Below are 21,020 nucleotides of genomic sequence, written 5' to 3'. Positions count from 1 at the left end.
CCGACCGTGTTCGCCGCGACATCCGCGACCGACGGCACGCGCGCGACGAGCACGAGCCCCTGCAGCAGTTCGATCGCCGCCGACCCGATCGCGGCCACCGCGACGGCGAGCCACCACCGCCTCGGCGGGAACTCGAACGCGAGCCACGCCCCGATCGGGATGAACAGCAGCACGTTCGCCGCGAACTCCACGACGTCGTACTTCACGAACCCCGGGAGCCCGAGGTGCCGCATGACGCGGAGCAGGTGCCAGACGACGTCGCCCCCGCCGAGCTGCAGCGGGACGGGGCTGAACACGGCGACGGCGACGACGAGGACCGGCACCAGGAACAGGCAGCGGACGAGGATGCGGGCACGACGGGTCACCTGGGGATCGCTCCCCCGGTCAGCCAGGTGAACCCCGACAGGTGCGCGCCGAGGTCGTGGAGCGTGCCCTTCGGGCGCGACCAGGGCAGGCTCAGGTAGGCGTCGGGCCCGGTCGCGGTTCCGCGGAACCGCCAGATACGGAGCTCGCAGGGCGCCGAGTCGACCCGGAGCACGAGCTTGACCGTGCGCGCCGGGCCCGCGATGGTCGGCGCGAGCTTGGAGCGCGAGCTGGACCTGCCGTCACGACCGCGGGCGACGATCACGTAGACGAGCGGCTCGGCGATGGGGAGCGAGCCGCCGGAGACCTCGCCGCTCGAGCCGGTCGCGGCGAGGATCGTCGGTCGCGAGAGCGCCGGCGCCGGCGCCGCACTGGTCGGCTGCACGACCCAGGCGCCGCCCCGGCGGCCGAGCTCCCAGTCCCCCGTCGCGAGCGCCGCCGGCGCGGCGGCGACGGCCGCGGCGATCTCATCCGTCCCGGTGACGACCGGACCGGCGGTCGCCGTCCACACGCCGCCGACTCCCGGCACGACCGTGACCGACCGGAGCCCCCGGGCGACGACGGTCGTGTCCTCGGCCGGGTGGTCGACCGACACGAGCGCGCCGAGCGCGAGGTCGTCGCTCTCGAGCGCGCGGACCTCGCGCGTGTCGCGCAGCACCAGCTCGGTGTGGGCGTCGGTGTCGGAGTCGTCGATCGTGATCGCCGCCGGCAGCGGGCCGTCGCCGCGCGTGAGGTACATCGTGCAGTCGTCGACGACGACGTCGGAGTTCCTGATCTCGATCATCGTGCGGTTGACGATCGGCGCCTCCTGGTGCGCGGCCCCGATGCGCACGCCCGAGCACGAGTCGAGTTCGATGCGCCCGGAGACGGTGCCGACGATCTCGGCGCCGCGCGAGTACTTGAGGCGGGCGACCCCGACCGAGGCATCCGACTTGCAGCTCGCCATGAACAGGCCGTCGCCCGACGACACCTGCTCGACGAGCACCGAGTCGTCGGGCCCGCCGGCGCGGTTGTGGCAGAGGATGAACACGTTGCAGTCGCTGTAGTCGTTCCACGAGTGCAGCACGCGCGCACGGTGGAGCACGACGCAGTCGAACCGGCTGCCCGTGCGGTTCGCGAACGAGAACCCGACGCGCTCGCCCTGGCCGTCGACCGTGCCGTTCCGCGTGGTGAGCGAGATCAGGGCGCCCACGTTCCCGCCGGTCGCGCGCGTCGAGGTGTCGACCTGGACGGCGCGGGCACCCTGGTTCCAGGCGGAGCGCCGCGTGTTCGGGAAGAACGCCCACCGCACGCGCGGCTCGCGCCAGAACGCGTCGGTCGCGGGCAGGCCGCCGCCGAGGAGCAGGGTCGCGCCGTTCAGGTCGAGCACGAACATGTCGTAGGTGTCGCCGCGGTCGAGGAACACTGGCGAGTCGAGCAGGTAGTTCCGCCCGCCTTCGAACTGGATGCCCCCGACGCCCGCGTCGTACGCGGCCTGGATCGCGGGCGCGTCGTCGGCGACGCCGTCGCCGACGAGCCCCGCCTCGGCCGCGGTGATCGCGGGCCGGGCCGACGGCGCCGTCCCGCCGGCCGCGCCCGCGAGGCTCGCCGCGCCGGTCCCCGTGCCGGCCGCACCGGCCTCCCCCGGCCCCGCCGCCTGCGCGACCCCGGCGACCGTCCCGAGGCCGCCGAGCGCGGTGAGGGCGAGGAAGGTCCGGCGGGAATCGAACGACATGGGCGTCTCCTCGGTCAGTAGGCGGTGCCGGCCGCCCAGGCGAAGCCGGACAGGTTGGCACCCTGGTCGTAGAACGTCACGCGCGGTCGCCCGACGGGGATGGAGAGGGATGCCTCGGGCGTGGTCGACGTGCCGCGGAACCGTCGGATCCGCAGCTCGCACGGAGCCGAGGCGACCCGGACCACGAGCTTCGCGACGCCGCCCGAGCCCGGGGTGACCTGCGCCGACGTCGTGACGGCGCTCGCCTTCCCGGCCGCGTCGACCGCGAGCACGGCGTACCGGACCGCGACCCCAGCGAGCGACCCGCCGGCGACGTCCCCGCTCGACCCGCTGGCCGTGAGGAACGCCGGCGCGGCGACCGCGGGAGCCGGGATCGCGCTCGTGGGCTGGACCGACCACGCCCCGCCGCGCTTGGCGAGCACCCAGTCCCCCGAGGCGAGCGCCGCCGGGCCCGCCGCCGCCGCGCCTGCGGCGAGCGCGTCGCCCGTGACCTGCACGCCGCCGGTCGCCACCCACACCCCGCCGATCCCCGGCCCGGTCGCCGACGACGTCAGACCGCGCGCGACGATCCGCGTGTCCTCGGCGAGCTTCGTCGCCTCGACGAGCGCGCCGAGCCGGACGTCGGCGTTCTCGAGCGCGCGCATCTCGACGACGTCGTCGAGCACGAGCTCGGTGTGCGCCTCGGTCGCCGAATCGTCGATCGTGATCGCCGCGGGCGCGGATCCGCCCCGGGTCAGGTAGAGGACCGAATGCTCGATCACGACCCGGGAGTTCCGGAGCACGAGCATCGTCGCGTTCGCGATCGGCGCCTCCTGGTGCGCCCCAGAGACGACCACGCCCGCACACGAGTCGAGCTCGATCCGTCCGGTCACGGTGCCCGTGATCGTGGCGCCCCGGTTGTACTTCAGCCTCGCGAGCCAGACGCCCGCGTCCGACTTGCAGCTCGCCATCAGCAGGCCGTCGCCCGAGGCGACCTGCTCGACGAGCACCGCGTTCTCCGGCCCACCCGCCCGGTTGTGGCACTGGATCAGCACGTTGACGTCGCAGTAGTCGAACCAGGACAGCAGGGCCCGACCGCGGAAGAGGACGACGGCGTCGAAGCGGCATCCGGTGCGGTTGGCGAACGCGAGGCCGACGGCCGCGCCGCCGCCGTCCACCGTGCCGTTGCGGACCGTCAGCGAGAGGAGCGCGCCGACTCCGGAGCCCGAGGCCCGGCGGCTCGCGTCGACCGCGACCTTGTTCGCCGTGCGGTTCCACGCGGCGCGCTTCGTGTTCGGGAAGATCGCCCAGCGCACGGCGGGCTCGCGCCAGAACGCGTCGGTCGTCGGCAGGGTGTTCGCGAGCTTCAGGAACGCGCCGTTCAGGTTGAGCACGAACTGGTCGTACGTGCTCGCGCGGTCGAGGAACACGGGCGTCGCGACCAGGTAGGTCTTCCCCGCCTCGAAGTCGATGGCGCCGACGCCGGCATCGTAGGCGGCCTGGATCGCCGGGCCGTCATCGGTCGTGCCGTTGCCGGCGAGGCCGACGTCGGCCGCACGCACCGCGGGGGCCGCCGAGCCGGCGGCTGCAGCGGCGGCATCGGGCCGCGCCGCGACGGCGCCGAGGCCGCCCGCGGCCGCGAGCGCGAGGAACGCCCGTCGCGAATCGAACATTGCTCCCCCTTCCGTCAGTCAGTCGGCGGCGATGCCGACCGTCCGCGCCCCCGCGCGCAGCCCCGGTCACCCCCGCACGAAGGTCCCCCGGAACGCGAGCGACGAGTCCCGCGCCGACTCCCCCATGAGCGTGCGGGAGGCGCGCATCGAGGCGATCATGCCGACCGCCGCGAACAGGAACGGGTACGCCGGCGGCGACCCGAAGACGGGTGCGGCGATCGACTCGGTGATCAGGAGCACGAGCCACCCGACACCGCACAGGCGCAGCCAGCGCACGAGCGGCGCTTCGCCCGGCACCGCCCGGAAGAGCGAGCAGCCGGCGACGGCCGTCCCGATCACGAAGCCGATCGTGCCGATCCAGCCCGTCTCGCCGACGATCGCCGGCCACTGCGTGTCGTTGAGGAAGCGCCCGTCGTCGCCGCGGCCGAGGCCGTAGATGTGCTCGAACCCGCGGACCACGTACTCCGGGCTGTAGTACTCGCTCGCGGTGTAACTGCCGTAGCGGCCGAAGCCCGCGCCGAACGGGAAGTAGTTCGCGGCGACGTCGAGCGAGCCCATCGTGATCGTCGAGCGGGCCGAGTCCTCGATGATGTAGGTGTCGACGTCCGCCCCGATGAACTCGAGCAGCGGCGGGGCGAGCAGGATCAGCAGCAGGGGCCCGAACGCGACCGCGACCCACAGCAGCATCGGGCGCGCGAAGCGCAGCGTCAGTACGCCGAGCGCCGCGAGGAGCCCCACGAGCGACTTCACGCGGAAGGTGAGGAACGCCATCCCCGCGGTGAGCACGAGCAGCACCGCGTTCCAGGCCGAGCTCCGCACGGTGTACCGGTAGACGAACACGGCCACCGCGAACACTGCCGCGAGCCGCCCGAAGGCGGCCGGGTGCTGGAACGGGCCGCTCACTGCCGGGATGCCCCCGTAGTAGCCGACCGGCGGGCGCCCGGTGAACGTCATGGTCCACGGCACGGGCGCGATCAGGTTGCACACCGCGGTCACCAGGAGCAGGAGGATCGCGATGACGCCCGCGCGGACCGCGATCCGCAGGTCCTTCTCACGCCACTCGAGCTGCGCGAGCGCGAAGGCGAACACGAGCCCCTTGATGGCGAGCAGCATGCCCTCGATCGCGACGTCGATGGGGACGGCACGGAAGTACGAGCTGGCGAGTCCGCCGACGAGGTAGAGCAGGAACCAGGGCAGGCCCGGCAGGCTGACGAGCCGGTGCTCGGTCACGAAGCGGCGCGAGCAGAAGGAGAGGAACGCGATGAGCACGCTCAGCTCGTCGAGGTTCCGGCCGACCGGTCCGACGATGCCGGCGAGGGGCACCGACAGGATGATCGAGCAGAGCGCGATCAGCGCGAACGCGCGCGGGAAGTAGATCGCGACGAACAGGTAGACCATCCCGCCCGCGGCGAGCAGCGGGAGCGCCGGGTCGATCCACGCGAGCGGGAAGGTGAGCAGCACCGCGAGCGAGCCGAGCGATGCCCAGCCGATCACGGGCCCGGCCGCGCGCAGGCGGTCGCCGAACCGCGCGCCGCGAGCCGCGCCCGAGCCGGCCGCGGGCGGGCCCGGCTCGGGCGTCGGCCGCTGCGACTCCAGGGTCGTCATCGGAGATCCGTTCGTCCGCCGGCGATCAGGCGCCGGCGTCCGCCCCGCCGGTCGGTGCGCGGTTCAGGACGACTCCGCTCACGGTCGCGCCCGCCGAGAGGACCGCGCGGGTGGCCGCCCCGAGCGACTCGACGGTCGTGCTCCCGGCGCGCGCGACGATCAGGTACCCGTCCGCGAAGGGCGCGAGCAGGAGCGGGTCGGCGACGGCGTTCACGGCGCCGCCGTCGATGACGATGAGGTCGGACTCGCGGCTGATCGCCTCGAGCGCGCTCGCCATGCGCTCGGACCCGAGCGCCTCGCTGCCGCTGTCGCCCGCGGGCCCGGTCCGCACGAGCCGGAGGCCGGGTGCGACCTCGGTCGTCAGCCCCGCCGCCGAGCCGCTGCCGCCGAGGTAGCCGGCGAGGCCGCCGCCCTCGAGCGGTTCGGACTCCACGACCCCGATCGCCGGTCGGCGGAGGTCGGCGTCGACGAGCGCGACGCGGTGCCCGGCGTCGGCGGCCGCGGTCGCGATCCCGGCCGCCACGGTCGTCGCGCCGGCCTTCGGCTCGACCGAGACGATCACGAGGACCCTGGTCGAGTGGTCGAGGAACTTCGCGCCGAGGCTGATCCGGATGCGCTGGAACGCGTCGACGAGCGCGGGGGTCTCGGAGAGGCCGACGAGGTCGGCGGGCGCGAGCCGCTTCTGCTTCGGCACGGTGCCGATGAGCGGCGGGAGGTCGGCGCGATCGAGGTCGAGCGGCCCGCGGATGCGCCGGTTCACGGCTTCCCGGATCACCACGATGATGAACGCGACGAGCAGGCCGACGGCGAGTCCGATGACGAGGTCGAGCCAGAGGATCGGCATGGTCCGGACGTCGGGAAGGAACGCGGGGTCGACGACGCGCCCCTCGATGCCGCTGACCGATCCGTCGGAGTCCGTCGCGGTCGTGGACACCGATTCGACCAGCTGGTCGGCGATCGACGCCGCGAGCGCCTGCGACCCCTCGGCCGTCTCCGCGTGCGCGGTGATCGTGATGAGCGATCCGCCGTCGGCCGACGGCTCGGCCAGGACGTCCTCGACGAGGTCGACGGTGGTCGTGTCGAGCCCGAGGTCGTCGATCACCGGCTGCAGCACCTCGCTGGTCATGGCGAGCTGGGCGTAGGTCGGCAGCTGCTGGGCGATGAGGTTGTTGGCCTGCAGCTCCTCCTGCATGGAGCCGGACGCCACCCCCTCGAACGTCACGGTCGCCTTGGACTCCCACATCTCCGGCAGCACGAACGTCAGGGCGCCTCCCCCGACGATGCCCACTGCCACGGTGACCGTGATGATCAGCCATTGGCGCCGGATGACCCGGAGCGTTTCACGCAGTTCCATCGGTTCACCTTCCCCCTCGTCGATTCGCTCGCGTCCGGGCTCGCGGCGGCGGTTCCGCCGCGATGTCCCTCGCGCGTCGCGTGGTGGTCTCGTTCGCGCCCTGCATCCGAGTCATCCCTGAACCGGTGCGCCGAGCGTGGCGGCGAGGAAGTCGAGGAGCTGGCCCTGGCCCTCCGTGCGGAGGATGTCGACGCCGTGCGAGGTCCCGGGGACCTCGACGAGCGTGATGGGCACGCCGGCTGCGGCGAGCGCGTCGCGCATCGCGCGCGCCTGCTCGATCGGCACGATCTCCTGCGTGGAGTTGTACATGAGGAAGGGCGGGTCGGTCGGGTCGATCGCGGTGATCGGCGATGCCGGCGCCGCGTTCGGGCACGCGTCGGGCGCGGTCGGCTTGCAGTGCAGGTAACTGAGGATCATCGCCGCGCCCTCCTTGGTCGGCGTGCCGAGCTGCAGCGCCTGCTCCGTGAACACGGATGCCCCGGACAGCGACACGACGGCGGCGACGCGCGACCCCGTGGTGCGGTCGCCTTCGCCGGCCGTTCCGATCGACTGCGCGAGGATGCCCCCGGCCGAGCTGCCGACGACGCCGATGCGCGCCGGGTCGATGCCGTAGGTCGCGACCTGCTCGGGCTGACGCAGCCATTCGACCGCGGCGGTCAGGTCCTCGACCTGGCTCGGGTAGACGTTCGCGGGCGCGAGCCGGTAGTCGATCGAGAAGGCCGCGTAGCCGGCCTTCGCGAGGTCTCCGCAGAGGCCGCCGAGCGAGGTCCGGTCGCCGGCGACGAACCCGCCGCCGTGCACGAGGACGATCGCGGCCACCGGGCCGTCGCCCTCGGGGATGCACGCGTCCAGGAGCAGCGGCTGTCCGTCGACCTCCCGGTACTGGATGTCCCGGTGCCGGCCTGCGGCCACGGTCGCCGTGGGCGTCGGGGCGGGCGTCGCGGTGACGTCGGGCTGGCGCCCCTCGGCGCTGCTCTCCGCGCACCCCGTCAGCGCGAGCCCGAACACGAGCAGCGCGACGATGAGCGACGAACGCTTCGAACTCCGCATGCAGCCTCCCCAGGACATGATCGATTCGGTCGAATCTGGGCCGATCCGCCTGTGGAGTCCAACCCGGCTGACTCCACCCTCGCCGCCCCAGGGTGACGGGACGTGTCCAACGTGTTAATTCCTCGCGTCTTCCGTGGAGCAGTACGCCACCCGTCGGTATCTTCGGAACGGTTCAAGGGGGGAACTTGACTCACGTTGCCAACATCGCAATCGGGAGTTCGAGGAAGTCGCGTCAGACGGAGTGGGTGGATGCCTACCTCCCGAGGCTCGTCGTCTCCGACCTCCTCGCCATCTCGGCCGCCGTCGGCCTCGCCTTCGCCATCGGTCGGGTGTCCGCGGTCCGCGGCAACCTTCCGGAACTCTTCGGGATCCCCCCGTCGTTCACGGCGTGCGTGCTGCTCGTCGCGACCTGGATGGCCGCGCTCATGCTCAGCGGCAGCCGGTCGCGGCGCATCCTCGGTTCCGGGGTCACCGAGTACCGGCGGGTGATCCACGCGGGCATCGTGGTGGTCGCCGCGGCCGGGCTCCTCGCCTACGTGCTCGCGATCGACGGGCTGCAGGGCTTCCTCGCCGTGCTCCTGCCGATCGGGCTCGTGCTGCTGATCCTCGACCGCTGGCTCTGGCGCAAGTGGCTCGCCGCGAAGCGGCGCCGCGGGGCGCTCTCGCATCGCGTGCTCCTGGTCGGCTCCGAGTCATCCGTCGCCCGCGTCGCCGCGGACCTGCAGCGCTCGCCCCAGTCGGGCTTCCTGGTCGTCGGCGGATGCATCTCGGGCACGCCCGTATCGGGCGTGATCCCGGGCACGGGGATCCCCATCGTCGGCACGGTCGACCGCGTGCTCGACGCACTGACCTCGCTCGAGGCGGACACGGTCGTGGTCACGAGCGCCGACGAACTGCCCCCCGACCGCGTCCGCTCGCTCAGCTGGCAGCTCGAGCCCGGCCGGCAGCACCTCGTGCTCGCGCCGAGCCTCACCGACATCGGCGGGCCCCGGCTCCACACGCGCCCCGTCGCGGGGCTGCCGCTCGTGCACGTCGAGACCCCGAGGTACGACGGCGGCAAGCTGTACGCGAAGCGGGCGTTCGACATCGCGGGCGCCGCGTCGCTCATCCTCCTGCTGTCCCCGGTGCTGCTCGCGATCGCGATGATCGTGCGCCTCAGCACGCCCGGCAACGTGATCTTCCGGCAGACGCGCGTCGGCCGGCGCGGCGAGCCGTTCGAGATGTACAAGTTCCGCTCGATGTACGAGGACGCCGAGCAGCGACTCGACGAGCTCGTGGGCACCGAGCGCACCGAGGGCAACGCGGTCCTGTTCAAGATGCGCGACGACCCGCGCGTGACGCCCATCGGCCGCGTGCTCCGCCGCTTCAGCCTCGACGAGCTGCCGCAACTGTTCAACGTGCTGTTCGGCTCGATGTCGCTCGTGGGCCCGAGGCCGTCGCTCGAGCGCGAGGTCCGCCAGTACGCGCAGCACGTGCACCGCCGCTTCCTCGTGAAGCCCGGCGTGACGGGGCTCTGGCAGGTGAGCGGCCGGTCGAACCTCGACTGGGACGAGTCGGTGCGGCTCGACCTGTTCTACGTCGAGAACTGGACGATGACTGGCGACCTCGTCATCCTGTGGCGCACCGCGCGGGCCGTCTTCGGCAGCGACGGCGCCTACTAGGACGCCCATGGCGACGCCCGCGCCCGCGCCCTCCCCTGCGCCGCTGCCCTCCCACGGGGTCGGCGCCCGTCTCGCGTGGGCCGACACGGCCCGGGGCGGCGCGATGCTGCTCGTCGTGCTCGCGCACACGGTGCAGCTGCTGGATGTCTCGGGCTGGTCCCTCGGCGTCCTGGATCCGGCGAACATGTACCTCACGGCCATCCGGATGCCGCTCTTCTTCCTCATCTCGGGCACGTTCGCGGCGCGCGCGGTGCAGCGGACCTGGCCGCGGCTGTTCGCGTCGCGGATCGCGATGCTGGGGTACGTCTACCTGCTCTGGATGCTGCTGCGCGCGATCTGGTTCAGCTTCGTGCCGGCACCGCTCGACATCCTGCCGCCGTGGATCTCGCTGCTCGTGTCGCCGCTCTGGCCGCCGAACGGGCTCTGGTTCCTCTACGCGCTGATCGTGTACCTCGTGCTCGCGAAGGCGACGCTCCGCCTGCCGACGTGGATCACGCTCCCCGCGCTGGCCGTCGTCGCGGCCGCCGCGGCGAGCGACCTGCTGCCGGACGGCGGCAACTGGGTCTGGCACTCGATCATGATGTACGGATTCTTCTTCCTGGCCGGCGTGCACGGCACGGCGCTCTGGCAGCGGCTCGCCGAGTCGGCGAACCTCGGATGGCTCGCGCTCGCGCTCCTCGCCATCCCCGGCGCGACCGCGGTGTTCACCGTCCTGCCCGATCCGCTGCGCGGCGTCGGGCGCATCGCGCTGTCATGCGTGTGCGTGGTCGCCTGCCTCGTGATCGCGAGCCTCGTCAGCCGCTGGCGCCCGCTCGCCCGTCCATTCGAGTTCATCGGCCGGCGGACGCTGCCGATCTACGTCGTCCACGCGATGCTGCTCGCCGCACTCGTGCCGCTGCTACCGGTCGACGGCCTGCCCGTGTTCGTCGCCGTCCTCGGGCCGGTGGCGTTCGTCACGGCCGTCGCACTCCTGCTCAACCGGTGGCTCGGCCCGAGGGGCGGCGTGTTCTCCCTGCCGAAGCCGCTCGCCGCCGCCCTGACCGCCTGGGCCGACCGCCGCGAGCGCCACCCCGTCGTCGAGTAGTCGCGAAGCCCACCACCCGGTGGTCGAGGAGCGACGACGAAGCCCACCACCCGGTGATCGAGGAGCGCCGACGGAGTCGACCTCCCGGTGGTCGAGGAGCGACGACGAAGCCCACCACCCGGTGGTCGAGGAGCGCCGACGGAGTCGACCTCCCGGTGGTCGAGTAGCGCCGACGAAGTCGACGCGTATCGAGACCCCCTGCCCCAGCGATCCTCACGCGAACCGCATCGGCGCATCCCCCTTCGACGACTGGTACGCATCGCTGAGCTCGGCGTACGTCGCGTGCAGCGCCTCGACGCGTGCGGCGAGCGCCGGGTCCTCCGTCGCCGCGATCTCGGCGGCGAGGTCCCGGCTCTCGAAGAACTCGTTCCGCCGGTTGTAGAGGTCGCGCCCGGGCGCGGCGGCCGCGCGATCCGGGTCGGGAACGGCGTGGATCGCGGTGAGGATCCGGATGTCGTACGGGATCGCGAACCGGTCGGCCGAGTCGCGGTGGCTGAACAGGTAGGCGAACTCGTCGAATCCGGCCCAGGTCAGGCCGTTCAGGCACAGCGAACACGGTTCGTGGGTCGCGAGGAGCACGCAGTCGGCCGGTGCCGGCCGGCCGTCGGCGGGGAGCTCGAAGAAGCGCTTGATCGTGTGGATCTCGCCGTGCCACAGCGGGTTCTCGCGCTCGTTGTTCGTCTCCGCGACGACGAGCGAGAGATCCGACTTCCGCAGGATCGCCGCGCCGAAGAGCTTGTTGCCGGCCGCGACGCCCGCGCGGGTCAGCGGGACGATGTCGTGCGCGATCACGTCGAGGAAGCGGTGCAGTTCGCCGGTGCGGTCCATCCTCCGAGCATCGCGCGTCGATGTTGCCGCCGCATTTCCCGTCGCCGACGCCGGTGCCCCCGGTGGTCGAGGAGCGCCGAGTGGTCGAACAACCCCCGGTGGTCGAGGAGCGCCGACGAAGTCGACGCTCCTCGAGACCCCCGCGCACACCGCCCCGGAAACGACGAAGGCGGCCCGCTTTCGCGAACCGCCTTGCCATACTGTCTCAACACCGTACTTCTCAGTACAGAGCGCGCCCGGAGGGACTCGAACCCCCAACCTTCTGATCCGTAGTCAGATGCTCTATCCGTTGAGCTACGGGCGCATGGGATGTCGCCTGCCGCTCATCTGCGATCAGGCAACCACGCAAGTCTAACCCACGACCGCGCGATCACCAATTCGGGCCGAGCACCGCCTCCTCGAGGCATCCGCGCGCCGCCCCGACGCGTCACCCCTTGACCGCGCCCCCGAGCCCGGCTCCGCGCAGGAACAGCCGCTGGAACACGATGAACAGCACCACGGGGATCAGCGTCGAGATCGCGAGCGCCGCGAGGAACACGTCGAGCTCGGTCTGCGACTGCACCGCGGGCAGGCGCACCGACAGCGGCTGCACCGCCGGGTCGGGCAGCACGAGCAGCGGCCACAGGAAGTCCTTCCATGCCGCGATCACCGCGAACACCGACACGACGCCGAGGATCGGCTTCGACATCGGCAGCACGATCGACCAGAACACCCGGAACGGGCCGGCCCCGTCGGTGAGGGCCGCCTCGAACACCTCGCGCGGCAGCGAGTCGAAGAACCGCTTCACGAGCAGGATGTTGAACGCGTTCGCCGCGGCCGGCAGCCAGACCGCCCAGTACGTGTTCAGCAGCGAGACGCCGATCACGGGCGGGTGCAGCACCGTCAGGTAGAGCGGCACGAGCAGCACGACCGCGGGGATGAACAGCGTCGCCAGCACGAGGGCGTTGAGGATCGGCGCGTACTTCGGGCGCAGCACGCTCAGCGCGTAGCCCGCCGTCGTCGCCACGAGCACCTGGAAGAACCACGAGCCCGCCGCGACCCAGATCGTGTTCAGGAAGTACTGGTCGATGTGGATGTCGTTCCACGCGTGCTCGAGGTTCGCCCAGTCGATGCCGTTCGGCCAGAGCGCGAACGGCTGCGAGAGCGTGTCCTGGGTGGGCGTCACGGCCGCCTTCGCGAGCCACAGCAGCGGCCCGAGGCCCGCGACCACGAGCCCGACGAAGAGGAACAGGTGGACGCCCGTCATCGAGACGCGCACGCCTCGCCTGCGCCGGTCGTGGTCGCTCAGGATGCTCCGGTCGGCCTGGTCGTCCGTGGCATCCTTCCGGCGACCGGTGAGCCGGAGGAGCCGCGCGCGGAGCGTGATCGAGTCGGCCGTCGTGGCCGGGGCGGTGCCCTGTGCGGTGGTCAATTGGTGCTCCAACGGTCGGTCAGCTTGAAGTACAGCCAGCTCAGGATGCCGAGGAAGATCGCGAGCATCAGGCTGAGCGCGGTCGCCTCGCCGTACGCGCCGCCGAGGCTGTTCTGGAACGCGTAGCGGTAGATGAGCAGCAGCACGGTGAGCGTCGCGTTGTTCGGCCCGCCGCCCGTGAAGAGGAACGGCTCGAGGAACACCTGCGCGGTCCCGATGACCTGCAGGATCAGCATGATGAAGAGGATGCCCCGCAGCTGCGGCAGCGTGACGTGCCAGATCTTCCGCCAGATGCCGGCGCCGTCGACCTCGGCCGCGTCGTAGAGCTCCGGCGGCACCGCGATGAGCGCCGCGAGGTAGATGATGATCGAACCGCCGGCCGCGGCCCAGGTCGCCTCGATCACGAGGGACGGCATCGCGGTCGCCGACGACTGCAGCCACGGCTGCGGCGGGATCCCGACCCAGCCGAGGATCGTGTTGAAGACGCCGTCGGGCGACGCGTTGAAGAACACCTTCCAGAGCAGCACCGCGACGACGGGCGGCACGACGACCGGCAGGTAGGCGAGCGCGCTGTAGAGTCCCTTGCCGCGGCGGACCTCGCTCATGAGGACGGCCATGATGATCGGCAGCGGGAACCCGAACACGAGCGCGAGCAGCGCGAAGTAGAGCGTGTTGAGCACGGCCGTGCCGAGGTTCGGGTCCCCGAGCACGTTCGCGAAGTTGTCGAGGCCGACGAAGGTCGCGGGCGTGACGAGGTTCGTCTTCTGGAAGCTCATGACGACCGCCTGGACGATCGGGCCCCAGCTGAACACGGCGAAGACCACGAGCATGGGCGCGAGGAACGCGAGGTTCCAGATCCCGCCGCCGCGGACCCAGGTCATCGGGGTGCGGCGCCGGCGGCGCGTCGGGGGCGGGGTGGGCGGTGCGGCGGCCGGGTCGGCCGCGACCGCCGGTTCACGGGTCATCGTCATCGGTGCTCCTCGGTTCGAAGCCGGTGGTCGAGTAGCGCCGTCGCGGAGCGGCGACGCGTATCGAGACCTGGGGGGCGGGTCTCGATACGCGTCCGACTCCGTCGGGCGGCTCCTCGACCACCGGGGCGGGTTACTCGTCGAGCAGGGCCTGCGCGTCGACGTCGACCTGCTGCAGCAGCGCATCGACATCGGCGCTCTGGTCCGTCAGGACCGCCTGCACGAGGTTGTCCATGAGCGCGTAGATGGGCTGGGTCTTGCCCTTGAACTCGCCGACCGGGGTCTGCTCGAAGATGCCCTCGGTGAAGCCGGTCATCTGGTCGAGCGGGACGTTGATGTAGTCCTGGATCCACTCGCGCGACTGGAGGTACGTCTCCTGGTCGAGCACCGGGAGCACGGGCGTGCCGACGGCCTGGTCGGAGGCGGCGAGCGCCTTCGCGTCGGCGACGGCGGCATCCTCGTCCAGGAGCTTCTGCATGTAGTACCAGTCGACCCACTTGACCGCGGCCGCCTTGGTCTCGTCGTCGAGCGTCGGCGGGAGCACCGCGATGTCGCCGCCGCCCAGCACGCCGCCGCCGTCCTCCGTCGGGATGACGGTGAGGCCGTAGATCGCCGGGTCCATGCCGAAGTCGCGCACGAGCGCGGTGTAGACGTCGGAACCCGAGGTGTACATGCCGATGTTGCCGGCCGCGAACTCCTGGTTGATGCTGCCCCAGTCGAGGTCGAAGGTCGCGCCCATCGAGTCGTCCTCCCAGCGGAGGTCGTGCAGGAACTCGAGCGTCGCCTTGGTGGCGTCGTTGTCGATCGTCGAGGTGTAGCTGCCGTCGCCGTTGTCGGTCTGGAGCGACGCGCCGCGCGAGTCCGCCTGCACCGAGAGCTGCCATCCGCCCGTGTTGCCGGTCGCCATGGTCGCGTAGCCGGCCTTGCCGGTCTTCTCGGCGATGACCTTCGCGTCCTCGCGGACCTCGTCCCACGTGGTCGGCGGCTGGTCGGGGTCGAGGCCGGCCTCCTCGAACAGGGCGCGGTTGTAGTGCAGGCCGTTGGCATACGCCTGGCGCGGGAAGCCGTAGATCTTGCCGTCCGAACCCGTGACCTCCTCGAGGATGATCGGGTTGAACTTGTCGGCGTACCCGAGCTCCTTCAGCTCGTCGGTCACGTCCATGAGCTGGCCGTTCTCGAGCAGCGTCTTCGAGTCGGTGAACGGCACGGTGAAGACGTCGGGGAGGCTGCCGCCCGCGAGCTGGGCCGCGAACGTCGGGGCCGTCCACTCGTACTCGACGCCCACGACGTCGATGTCGGGGTTCGCCTTCTCGAACTGCTTCTCCTGCTCGGCGAACGCGTCGTACGCGGCCTGGTCGGCCCCGGGCGGGAAGGTGGCGACGCGGAGCTCGAGCTTGCCGTCGTCGGCGGCGCCCGAGCTGCAGGCGGCGAGGGCGCCGACCATCGCCAGCGCGGCGATGCCCGCGAGCGCGGCGGTGCGTGGTGACTTCATTGTCCAGTCCTTTCGGTGCTGTGTTCAGGTGTGGTGCGGTGGGAAGCGCCGCGGGGTCGCCGCGGCCTGCACGGTCAGCCCCGGGTTCGGAGCCAGGCCGTAGCGTCGGTGGGGAGTCGGCCGCCCTCCAGGGCCGTACTCGCGATGAGGATGCGGTGGTGGTCGGGCAGGTCGATCGCGGACGGTCCGAGGTTCACGACGCACGCGATCTCGTCGTCGCCGTCGCCACGCCGGAAGGCGAGCACGTCGTCGCCGAGGTCGAGCCAGCCGATGGGTCCGTCGCCGAGCGCGGCCTCGCGCTTCCGGATGCGCAGCGCCTGCCGGTAGAGCCAGAGCATCGAGCCGGGGTCGGCCTCCTGCGCCTGCACGCTGAGCGCGGCCCACGCGTCGGGCTGCGGCAGCCACGGCGCCGCACTCGACCCGTCGGGGCTGAACCCGTACGGGGCGGCGGCCCCGCGCCACGGCAGCGGGACGCGGCATCCGTCACGTCCGGGGTCCACCCCGCCCGAGCGGAAGTGCATCGGGTCGTCGAGCACCTCGCGTGGCAGCTCGACCTCCGCGAGGCCGAGCTCGTCGCCCTGGTAGAGGTACAGCGATCCCGGGAGGGCCGCCGTGAGCAGCGCCGCGGCGCGGGCGCGCCGGGTGCCGAGCTCGAGGTCGGTCGGCGTGCCGAACCGCTTCTTCGCGAACGCGAAGCTCGAGTCCTCGCGCCCGTAGCGCGTGACCGGCCGGGTGACGTCGTGGTTCGAGAGCACCCACGTGCTCGGGGCGCCGACGGGCGCGTGCGCCGAGAGCATGAGCTCGATCGAGGAGCGCAGTTCCGCGGCATCCCAGGGGCGCGACATGAAGTCGAAGTTGAACGCGGTGTGCATCTCGTCGGGTCGCAGGTAGGCCGCGAAGCGGGCGGCATCCGGCACCCAGACCTCGCCGACCAGCACGCGCGTGCCGTCGTACTCGTCGGCGATGCGCCGCCAGGCCCGGTACACGTCGTGCACCTCGTCGCGGTCCTCGGTGGGGTGCTGCCCGGCCGCGACGACCTCGGGCACCTCGGGCAGGGTCGGGTCCTTGATGAGCAGGCCCGCCGAGTCGATCCGGACGCCCGCGACGCCGCGGTCGAACCAGAACCGCAGGATGTCCTCGTGCTCGGCGCGCACGTCGGGGTGGTTCCAGTTCAGGTCGGGCTGCTCGGGCGTGAAGAGGTGCAGGTACCACTCGCCCGGCGTGCCGTCGGGGTTCGTCGTGCGGGCCCACGTGTCGCCCTGGAAGTTCGAGATCCAGTTGGTCGGCATCTCGTCGCCGTGCTCGCCCTTGCCGGGGTGGAACCAGAACCGCTCGCGCTCGGGGCTGCCGGGCCCGGCGGCGAGCGCGGCCTGGAACCACGGATGCTCCGAGCTGATGTGGTTCGGGACGATGTCGATGATCGTGCGGATGCCGAGTTCGAGGGCCTCGGCGATCAGCTGCTCGGCATCCTCGAGCGTGCCGAAGGCGGGGTGGATGTCCCGGTAGTCGGCGACGTCGTAGCCGCCGTCGGCGAGGGGGCTCGGGTACCAGGGGTTGAACCAGAGCGCGTCGACGCCGAGCTCCTTGAGGTAGCCGAGCCGGCTGCGGACACCGCGCAGGTCGCCCGTGCCGTCGCCGTTCGAGTCCGCGAAGCTGCGCACGTACACCTGGTAGATGACGGCGCTGCGCCACCACTCGCTGTCGGCGACGAGCGCGGCTGGCAGGTGCGCGGTGTCGGTGAGTGGCTGGGTCACGCTGGCGGTCTCCTCGAAGCGGCTGCGCGCCGGATTCGGGCTGACCCCGGCGTCTCGAGCCACAACGTACGGATAGCAACAGGATGACGCAACTTTTCAACATCTGCCGTCGTGTTTGCGATGACTTGCGTTCAGTTGCGGATGTCGCTTGCCAATCCCTTGCGCGGATCCGGTCGTCGAGGACCGCCCGGCCGACGGCCGGACGCGGTCCGAGACTAGGTCGGAGCGGCGGCCCGGCTCAGCCCTGCGGTGCCGGCCCGCTCGACCCGCGCACCACGAGCTCGGGTGCGAAGAGCACCTCGTCGCCGATGCGGAGGTCGCTGGACATCTGCCGCAGGAGGAGCTCCAGGATCATCCGGCCCATCGCCTCGATGGGCTGGCGGACGGTCGTGAGCGGGGGCTCGGTGCAGTTCATCAAGGCCGAGTCGTCGTAGCCGATCACCGAGACGTCCTCGGGCACGCGGAGCCCGGCGCGCCGGACCGCCCGCACGGCGCCGAGCGCCATCGGGTCGCTCGCGCAGACGATACCGGTCACGCCCGCGGCGAGCAGCCGCGTCGCCGCGGTCTGCCCGGACTCGAGGGAGTACAGCGAATGCACCACCTGCTCGTCGTCGAGCGCGAGCCCGTGCCGCGCGGCCATCGCGATCGCGGCCGCGTGCTTCCGCTGCGACGGCACGTGGTCGCGCGGGCCCAGCAGGATGCCGATGCGCCGGTGTCCGAGCTGCACGAGATGCCCGAACGCCTGCTCCATGGAGACGGCGTCGTCGCACGAGACGGTCGCGAACCCGAGCCCGTCGATCGGCGCGTTGACGAGCACCGTGGGCAGGTTGAGCTCGGTGATGCGGGCGTAGTGCTCGTGCGAGGCATCCGCCTGCGCGTACGCGCCGCCGGCGAAGATCACGCCCGACACCTGCTGGTGCAGCAGGAGCTCGACGTAGTCCGACTCGCTGATCCCGCCCGCCGACTGGATGCAGAGCACCGGCGTGAACCCGTTCTGCGCGAGCCCGCCTCCGATCGCCTCGGCGAGCGCGGGGAAGATCGGGTTCTGCAGCTCGGGCATCACGAGCCCGACGAGCCGGGCCCGTTCACCCCGCAGCTTGGTGGGGCGCTCGTACCCGAGCACGTCGAGCGCCGTCAGCACGGCTTCACGGGTCGACTGGGAGACTCCGGGCTTGCCGTTGAGCACCCGGCTCACGGTCGCCTCGCTGACTCCGACCTTCCGTGCGACATCCGCAAGCCGTCTCGACATGGGCGCAATCGTACGCGCGCGAACGCAAGAACTCGACAACCCGACGTCGGGCGTTGCGCCGACTACCATGCGGACATGGGCCGATTGATCTACAACTCCTCCTCACGCGAACTCGACATCGACGACCGCGTGCTCGCCCACCTGCGGTTCGCGATCCTCAACAAGCTGCGCCGCTCCGAGAGCTTCGCGATGACCTGGGAGCACGGCGTCGAGAACGGAAGCGGGCGCACGACGATCTGGCTGCACCCGTCGATCCCGCTGCAGTTCGTGTTCAGCGGGAACCGCCCCCCGAAGCTGAACCGGCTCTGGATCGAGCAACTCCTCCTGACGGCCAACAGCGCGTCGGGGCTGCACTACGTGCCCGAGCCCGATCAGACCGACGAGCTCGACGCGGACTGAGCTCGCTCAGTCCACCGCCTCCATCTGCGTGCGGATGTACCCGCGCTCGTGCTCGTTCAAGTGCCCGGGTACGGGCGCCGAGGCATCCGCGCCGACCGCCTCGGTGATCTCGGCGATCACGATCGCGTCGAGTTCGCCGTCGCCCTCCATCGCCTCGAGCACGCGGTGTCGCGCGTCGATCGACAGTCGCGGCCACCACCGCTCGATCGGGATCCGTCCCTCCGCGTGTTCGCTCATCGGTCCCCCTCCTTCGATCGCGTACCGCCGCGCCGCGCGCGCCGCCGTCAGCCGCCCTGGGTGACGGTCGCCTCGCGCACCTCCTGGGTCGCCGCCACGGTGGGCTCGGTGTCGAGGTGCTCGGAGATGAGCTGGATGCCCCCGGTCGAGTTCGCCGAGCGCATCAGTTCCTCGATCCACTCGCGGCTGAGGTCGGGGGCGACCGGCTCGTCGAACACGAAGCGGAGCGGGATCGACGGGCTCAGCCAGAGCGTCGAACGCCCACGCGGCTGGTCGTCGTCGTGCTGCCAGGAGAGCGTGAACGATTCCCCCCTCCGCAGCTTCGTCACGATCGCGATCTTCAGGTGGGCGAGCGCACGATCCTCGATCCCGATCGGCGTGCCCGAGTCTCCGTAGTACAGCGTTCCCACGCTTCGAAGATACGCTCCCGAGCGGCGTTCGGCACCATTCCCGAGTCGATCCCGTCGCGCGCCGACGACGCTCCGGACACGACGCGACGGGCGCCCCGAAGGACGCCCGTCGCGGAGTCGGAGGCGACCGGCGGAACCGGTCGGCACCTCGTGTCAGACGGCTCGCTTCCCGCCGCCGATGTAGCGGACCAGGAAGACGATCACGGCGATGATCGCAAGCGCGATCCCGACCCAGATCAGGAAGCTCAGGGTCGGCGCGAGGCCGCCCGTGATGAGCAGGACGACCGCCGCGATGGCGATGATGGCGACGAGGATGTTCATGGCATGCTCCTTCGGAGTCCCCGACGCACGACGAGGATGTCGACGAGGCGGGCCGGCCGTTCGAGGCCGGGGCGGAGGGCGCGATCGGCGTCCTCGTTGTCGACGCTACGCCGTTCCGGAGCGCAGGCGGGAGGGCTTGACGCGGTGTTCCGCGGGGTGCTATCCGCACGGACGCGCACCATGCGGGGGCGCTGTCAACCCGTTGAGCCGTCCCGTCGTCGCGCCTACCGTCGTGCATGGAGGAAGGGGGGGCTCCGATGCATGACGACCGTCTCGTCGATCCCACCACCAAGCACACGACCACGCCGTTCCCGAGCCAGCAGCAGGGACCCCCGGGCCTCACCATGGAGATGCGTCCGCTCCCGGACCACGGCGAGTACACCTATCGGGGCAGCGGGCGCCTCGCCGGCCGACGGGCGCTGATCACCGGTGGCGACTCGGGGATCGGCCGCGCGACCGCCATCGCCTTCGCCCGGGAGGGCGCCGACGTGGCGATCTCCTACCTCCCCGAGGAGGAGGACGACGCCGTGGAGACGGCGCGCTGGATCGAGGATGCCGGGCGGACCCCGCTCCTGATGCCCGGCGACCTGCGCGACGAGGGCTTCTGCGCCTTCGTCATCGCCCGGACGCGTTCCACGTTCGGCGGCCTCGACCTGCTCGTGCTGAACGCGGCGCACCAGCGCGACCGGGGCGGGATCAGCGAGATCCCGACCGCCGACCTCGAGCACGTCGTGCGCGTGAACCTGTTCGCACCCGTGTTCCTCGCCCGTGCCGCGGTGCCGACGATGCAACCCGGTTCGAGCATCATCACGACCACGTCGATCCAGGGGTTCGACCCGTCGAGCCGGCTCGTCGACTACGCCATGACGAAGGCCGCGCTCGTCGCGTTCACGAAGGCCCTGGCCGAGGAGCTCGGGCCGAGGGGCATCCGCGTGAACGCGGTCGCGCCGGGCCCGATCTGGACGCCGCTCATCCCGGCGACGGGCTGGCCCGAGCACCTGCCGGAGTTCGGGAAGGACACCCCGCTGGGGCGGGCCGGGCAGCCGGCCGAACTCGCCGGCGCCTACGTGTACCTCGCGTCCGATGACGCGTCGTACGTCTCGGGTGCGATCCTCCCGGTCACCGGGGGGCGCACGCTCTGAGGCATCCATCGCCCTGCGTCCGACGAAGAGGGACGAAGCACAGAGAGAGGAGGCCGGACATGCCCGGCAACCGGAACCGGTCCCTGAAGGACCCGGAGCTCTACGAGGAACTCCGCGACGAGGGCGCGTCGAAGGAGAAGGCGGCGCGCATCTCGAACGCGGCCGCCGCACGCGGTCGCAGCGAGGTCGGCCGGAAGGGCGGCGAGTCGGGCTCGTACGACGACTGGACCGTCCCCGAGCTGAAGCGGCGCGCGAAGGAACTCGGACTCACCGGGTACAGCGGCAAGCGCAAGTCCGAGTTGGTCACCGCGCTGCGGAACCACTGA

General features: G+C 71.6%; 19 protein-coding genes, 1 tRNA gene and 1 pseudogene. 5 read left to right on the top strand and 16 right to left on the bottom strand.

Annotation, left to right across the window (positions count from 1 at the left end):
- Positions 1-32: 32 nt before the first annotated feature.
- The 6 genes and pseudogenes from ACDF64_RS06435 to ACDF64_RS06410 form a co-directional block, all read right to left on the bottom strand.
- Positions 33-233 (bottom strand): annotated as a pseudogene (locus ACDF64_RS06435) (VanZ family protein); the annotation flags it as partial.
- Positions 234-361: 128 nt separating this feature from the next.
- A complete protein-coding gene (locus tag ACDF64_RS06430) occupies positions 362-2,077 on the bottom strand; it encodes a hypothetical protein (protein ID WP_394554192.1) in 1,716 nt (571 codons plus the stop codon).
- A gap of 14 nt (positions 2,078-2,091) precedes the next feature.
- Positions 2,092-3,729, bottom strand: a complete 1,638-nt coding sequence (locus tag ACDF64_RS06425) for a hypothetical protein (protein ID WP_394554190.1) — start codon at positions 3,727-3,729, stop codon at positions 2,092-2,094.
- Positions 3,730-3,795: 66 nt separating this feature from the next.
- On the bottom strand, positions 3,796-5,334 hold the full coding sequence (locus ACDF64_RS06420; RefSeq protein WP_394554189.1) for a hypothetical protein: 1,539 nt from the start codon (positions 5,332-5,334) through the stop codon (positions 3,796-3,798).
- Positions 5,335-5,359: 25 nt separating this feature from the next.
- Positions 5,360-6,688: a Wzz/FepE/Etk N-terminal domain-containing protein gene (locus ACDF64_RS06415; protein WP_394554187.1), complete on the bottom strand. Its 1,329-nt coding sequence runs from the start codon at positions 6,686-6,688 to the stop codon at positions 5,360-5,362.
- 111 nt (positions 6,689-6,799) lie between these two features.
- The gene (locus ACDF64_RS06410; RefSeq protein WP_394554186.1) at positions 6,800-7,738 is read right to left on the bottom strand and encodes an alpha/beta hydrolase; all 939 of its coding nucleotides are present in this window, start codon (positions 7,736-7,738) and stop codon (positions 6,800-6,802) included.
- A 245-nt stretch (positions 7,739-7,983) separates the two neighbouring features.
- On the opposite strand from ACDF64_RS06410, the gene ACDF64_RS06405 reads away from it, so the two are divergent.
- Complete coding sequence (locus tag ACDF64_RS06405) at positions 7,984-9,399, top strand: sugar transferase (protein WP_394554184.1); 1,416 nt, start codon at positions 7,984-7,986, stop codon at positions 9,397-9,399.
- 7 nt (positions 9,400-9,406) lie between these two features.
- Entirely contained in the window at positions 9,407-10,483 is a 1,077-nt protein-coding gene (locus ACDF64_RS06400) for an acyltransferase family protein (protein WP_394554183.1), read from the top strand.
- A gap of 213 nt (positions 10,484-10,696) precedes the next feature.
- On the opposite strand, the gene ACDF64_RS06395 is transcribed toward ACDF64_RS06400, so the two are convergent.
- The 7 genes from ACDF64_RS06395 to ACDF64_RS06365 all read right to left on the bottom strand — a co-directional run bounded on the left by ACDF64_RS06395 (position 10,697) and on the right by ACDF64_RS06365 (position 18,185).
- Entirely contained in the window at positions 10,697-11,311 is a 615-nt protein-coding gene (locus ACDF64_RS06395; RefSeq protein ID WP_394554181.1) for a hypothetical protein, read from the bottom strand.
- Positions 11,312-11,542: 231 nt separating this feature from the next.
- A tRNA-Arg gene (locus ACDF64_RS06390) sits at positions 11,543-11,615 on the bottom strand.
- A gap of 123 nt (positions 11,616-11,738) precedes the next feature.
- The gene (locus tag ACDF64_RS06385; RefSeq protein ID WP_394554180.1) at positions 11,739-12,722 is read right to left on the bottom strand and encodes a carbohydrate ABC transporter permease; all 984 of its coding nucleotides are present in this window, start codon (positions 12,720-12,722) and stop codon (positions 11,739-11,741) included.
- Positions 12,719-13,693 carry a carbohydrate ABC transporter permease gene (locus tag ACDF64_RS06380; protein WP_394554179.1) on the bottom strand — a complete coding sequence of 325 codons (975 nt, stop codon included), beginning with the start codon at positions 13,691-13,693 and terminating at the stop codon, positions 12,719-12,721. The genes ACDF64_RS06385 and ACDF64_RS06380 overlap by 4 nt, the downstream gene beginning before the upstream one ends.
- A gap of 130 nt (positions 13,694-13,823) precedes the next feature.
- Positions 13,824-15,182, bottom strand: coding sequence for an ABC transporter substrate-binding protein (locus ACDF64_RS06375; RefSeq protein ID WP_394554177.1), 1,359 nt, complete (start codon positions 15,180-15,182; stop codon positions 13,824-13,826).
- Between the two features lie 74 nt (positions 15,183-15,256).
- Positions 15,257-16,936, bottom strand: coding sequence for a glycoside hydrolase family 13 protein (locus ACDF64_RS06370; RefSeq protein ID WP_394554176.1), 1,680 nt, complete (start codon positions 16,934-16,936; stop codon positions 15,257-15,259).
- A gap of 238 nt (positions 16,937-17,174) precedes the next feature.
- Entirely contained in the window at positions 17,175-18,185 is a 1,011-nt protein-coding gene (locus ACDF64_RS06365) for a LacI family DNA-binding transcriptional regulator (protein ID WP_394554175.1), read from the bottom strand.
- 75 nt (positions 18,186-18,260) lie between these two features.
- Here ACDF64_RS06365 and ACDF64_RS06360 point away from each other — a divergent pair, with 75 nt between their 5' ends.
- Positions 18,261-18,584 carry an ATP-dependent DNA ligase gene (locus tag ACDF64_RS06360; RefSeq protein ID WP_394554174.1) on the top strand — a complete coding sequence of 108 codons (324 nt, stop codon included), beginning with the start codon at positions 18,261-18,263 and terminating at the stop codon, positions 18,582-18,584.
- Positions 18,585-18,590: 6 nt separating this feature from the next.
- Here the strand turns inward: ACDF64_RS06360 and ACDF64_RS06355 are convergent, their stop codons facing one another.
- The 3 genes from ACDF64_RS06355 to ACDF64_RS06345 all read right to left on the bottom strand — a co-directional run bounded on the left by ACDF64_RS06355 (position 18,591) and on the right by ACDF64_RS06345 (position 19,552).
- Positions 18,591-18,821 (bottom strand): hypothetical protein, encoded by a 231-nt coding sequence (locus ACDF64_RS06355; RefSeq protein ID WP_394554173.1) that lies wholly within the window; start codon positions 18,819-18,821, stop codon positions 18,591-18,593.
- 47 nt (positions 18,822-18,868) lie between these two features.
- Positions 18,869-19,231, bottom strand: coding sequence for a hypothetical protein (locus ACDF64_RS06350; RefSeq protein ID WP_394554172.1), 363 nt, complete (start codon positions 19,229-19,231; stop codon positions 18,869-18,871).
- 153 nt (positions 19,232-19,384) lie between these two features.
- Positions 19,385-19,552: a hypothetical protein gene (locus ACDF64_RS06345; RefSeq protein ID WP_394554171.1), complete on the bottom strand. Its 168-nt coding sequence runs from the start codon at positions 19,550-19,552 to the stop codon at positions 19,385-19,387.
- A 257-nt stretch (positions 19,553-19,809) separates the two neighbouring features.
- Here ACDF64_RS06345 and ACDF64_RS06340 point away from each other — a divergent pair, with 257 nt between their 5' ends.
- Together ACDF64_RS06340 and ACDF64_RS06335 are read left to right on the top strand one after the other, a co-directional pair.
- On the top strand, positions 19,810-20,694 hold the full coding sequence (locus ACDF64_RS06340) for an SDR family oxidoreductase (protein WP_394554170.1): 885 nt from the start codon (positions 19,810-19,812) through the stop codon (positions 20,692-20,694).
- A gap of 59 nt (positions 20,695-20,753) precedes the next feature.
- Positions 20,754-21,020: a Rho termination factor N-terminal domain-containing protein gene (locus ACDF64_RS06335; protein ID WP_394554169.1), complete on the top strand. Its 267-nt coding sequence runs from the start codon at positions 20,754-20,756 to the stop codon at positions 21,018-21,020.

It is taken from the genome of Agromyces sp. MMS24-JH15 (assembly GCF_043518605.1).
In the GTDB taxonomy this organism is placed as follows: Bacteria; Actinomycetota; Actinomycetes; order Actinomycetales; family Microbacteriaceae; genus Agromyces.
The sequence above is the reverse complement of the archived record's forward strand: the minus strand, read 5'-3'. Positions and strand labels throughout refer to the sequence as shown.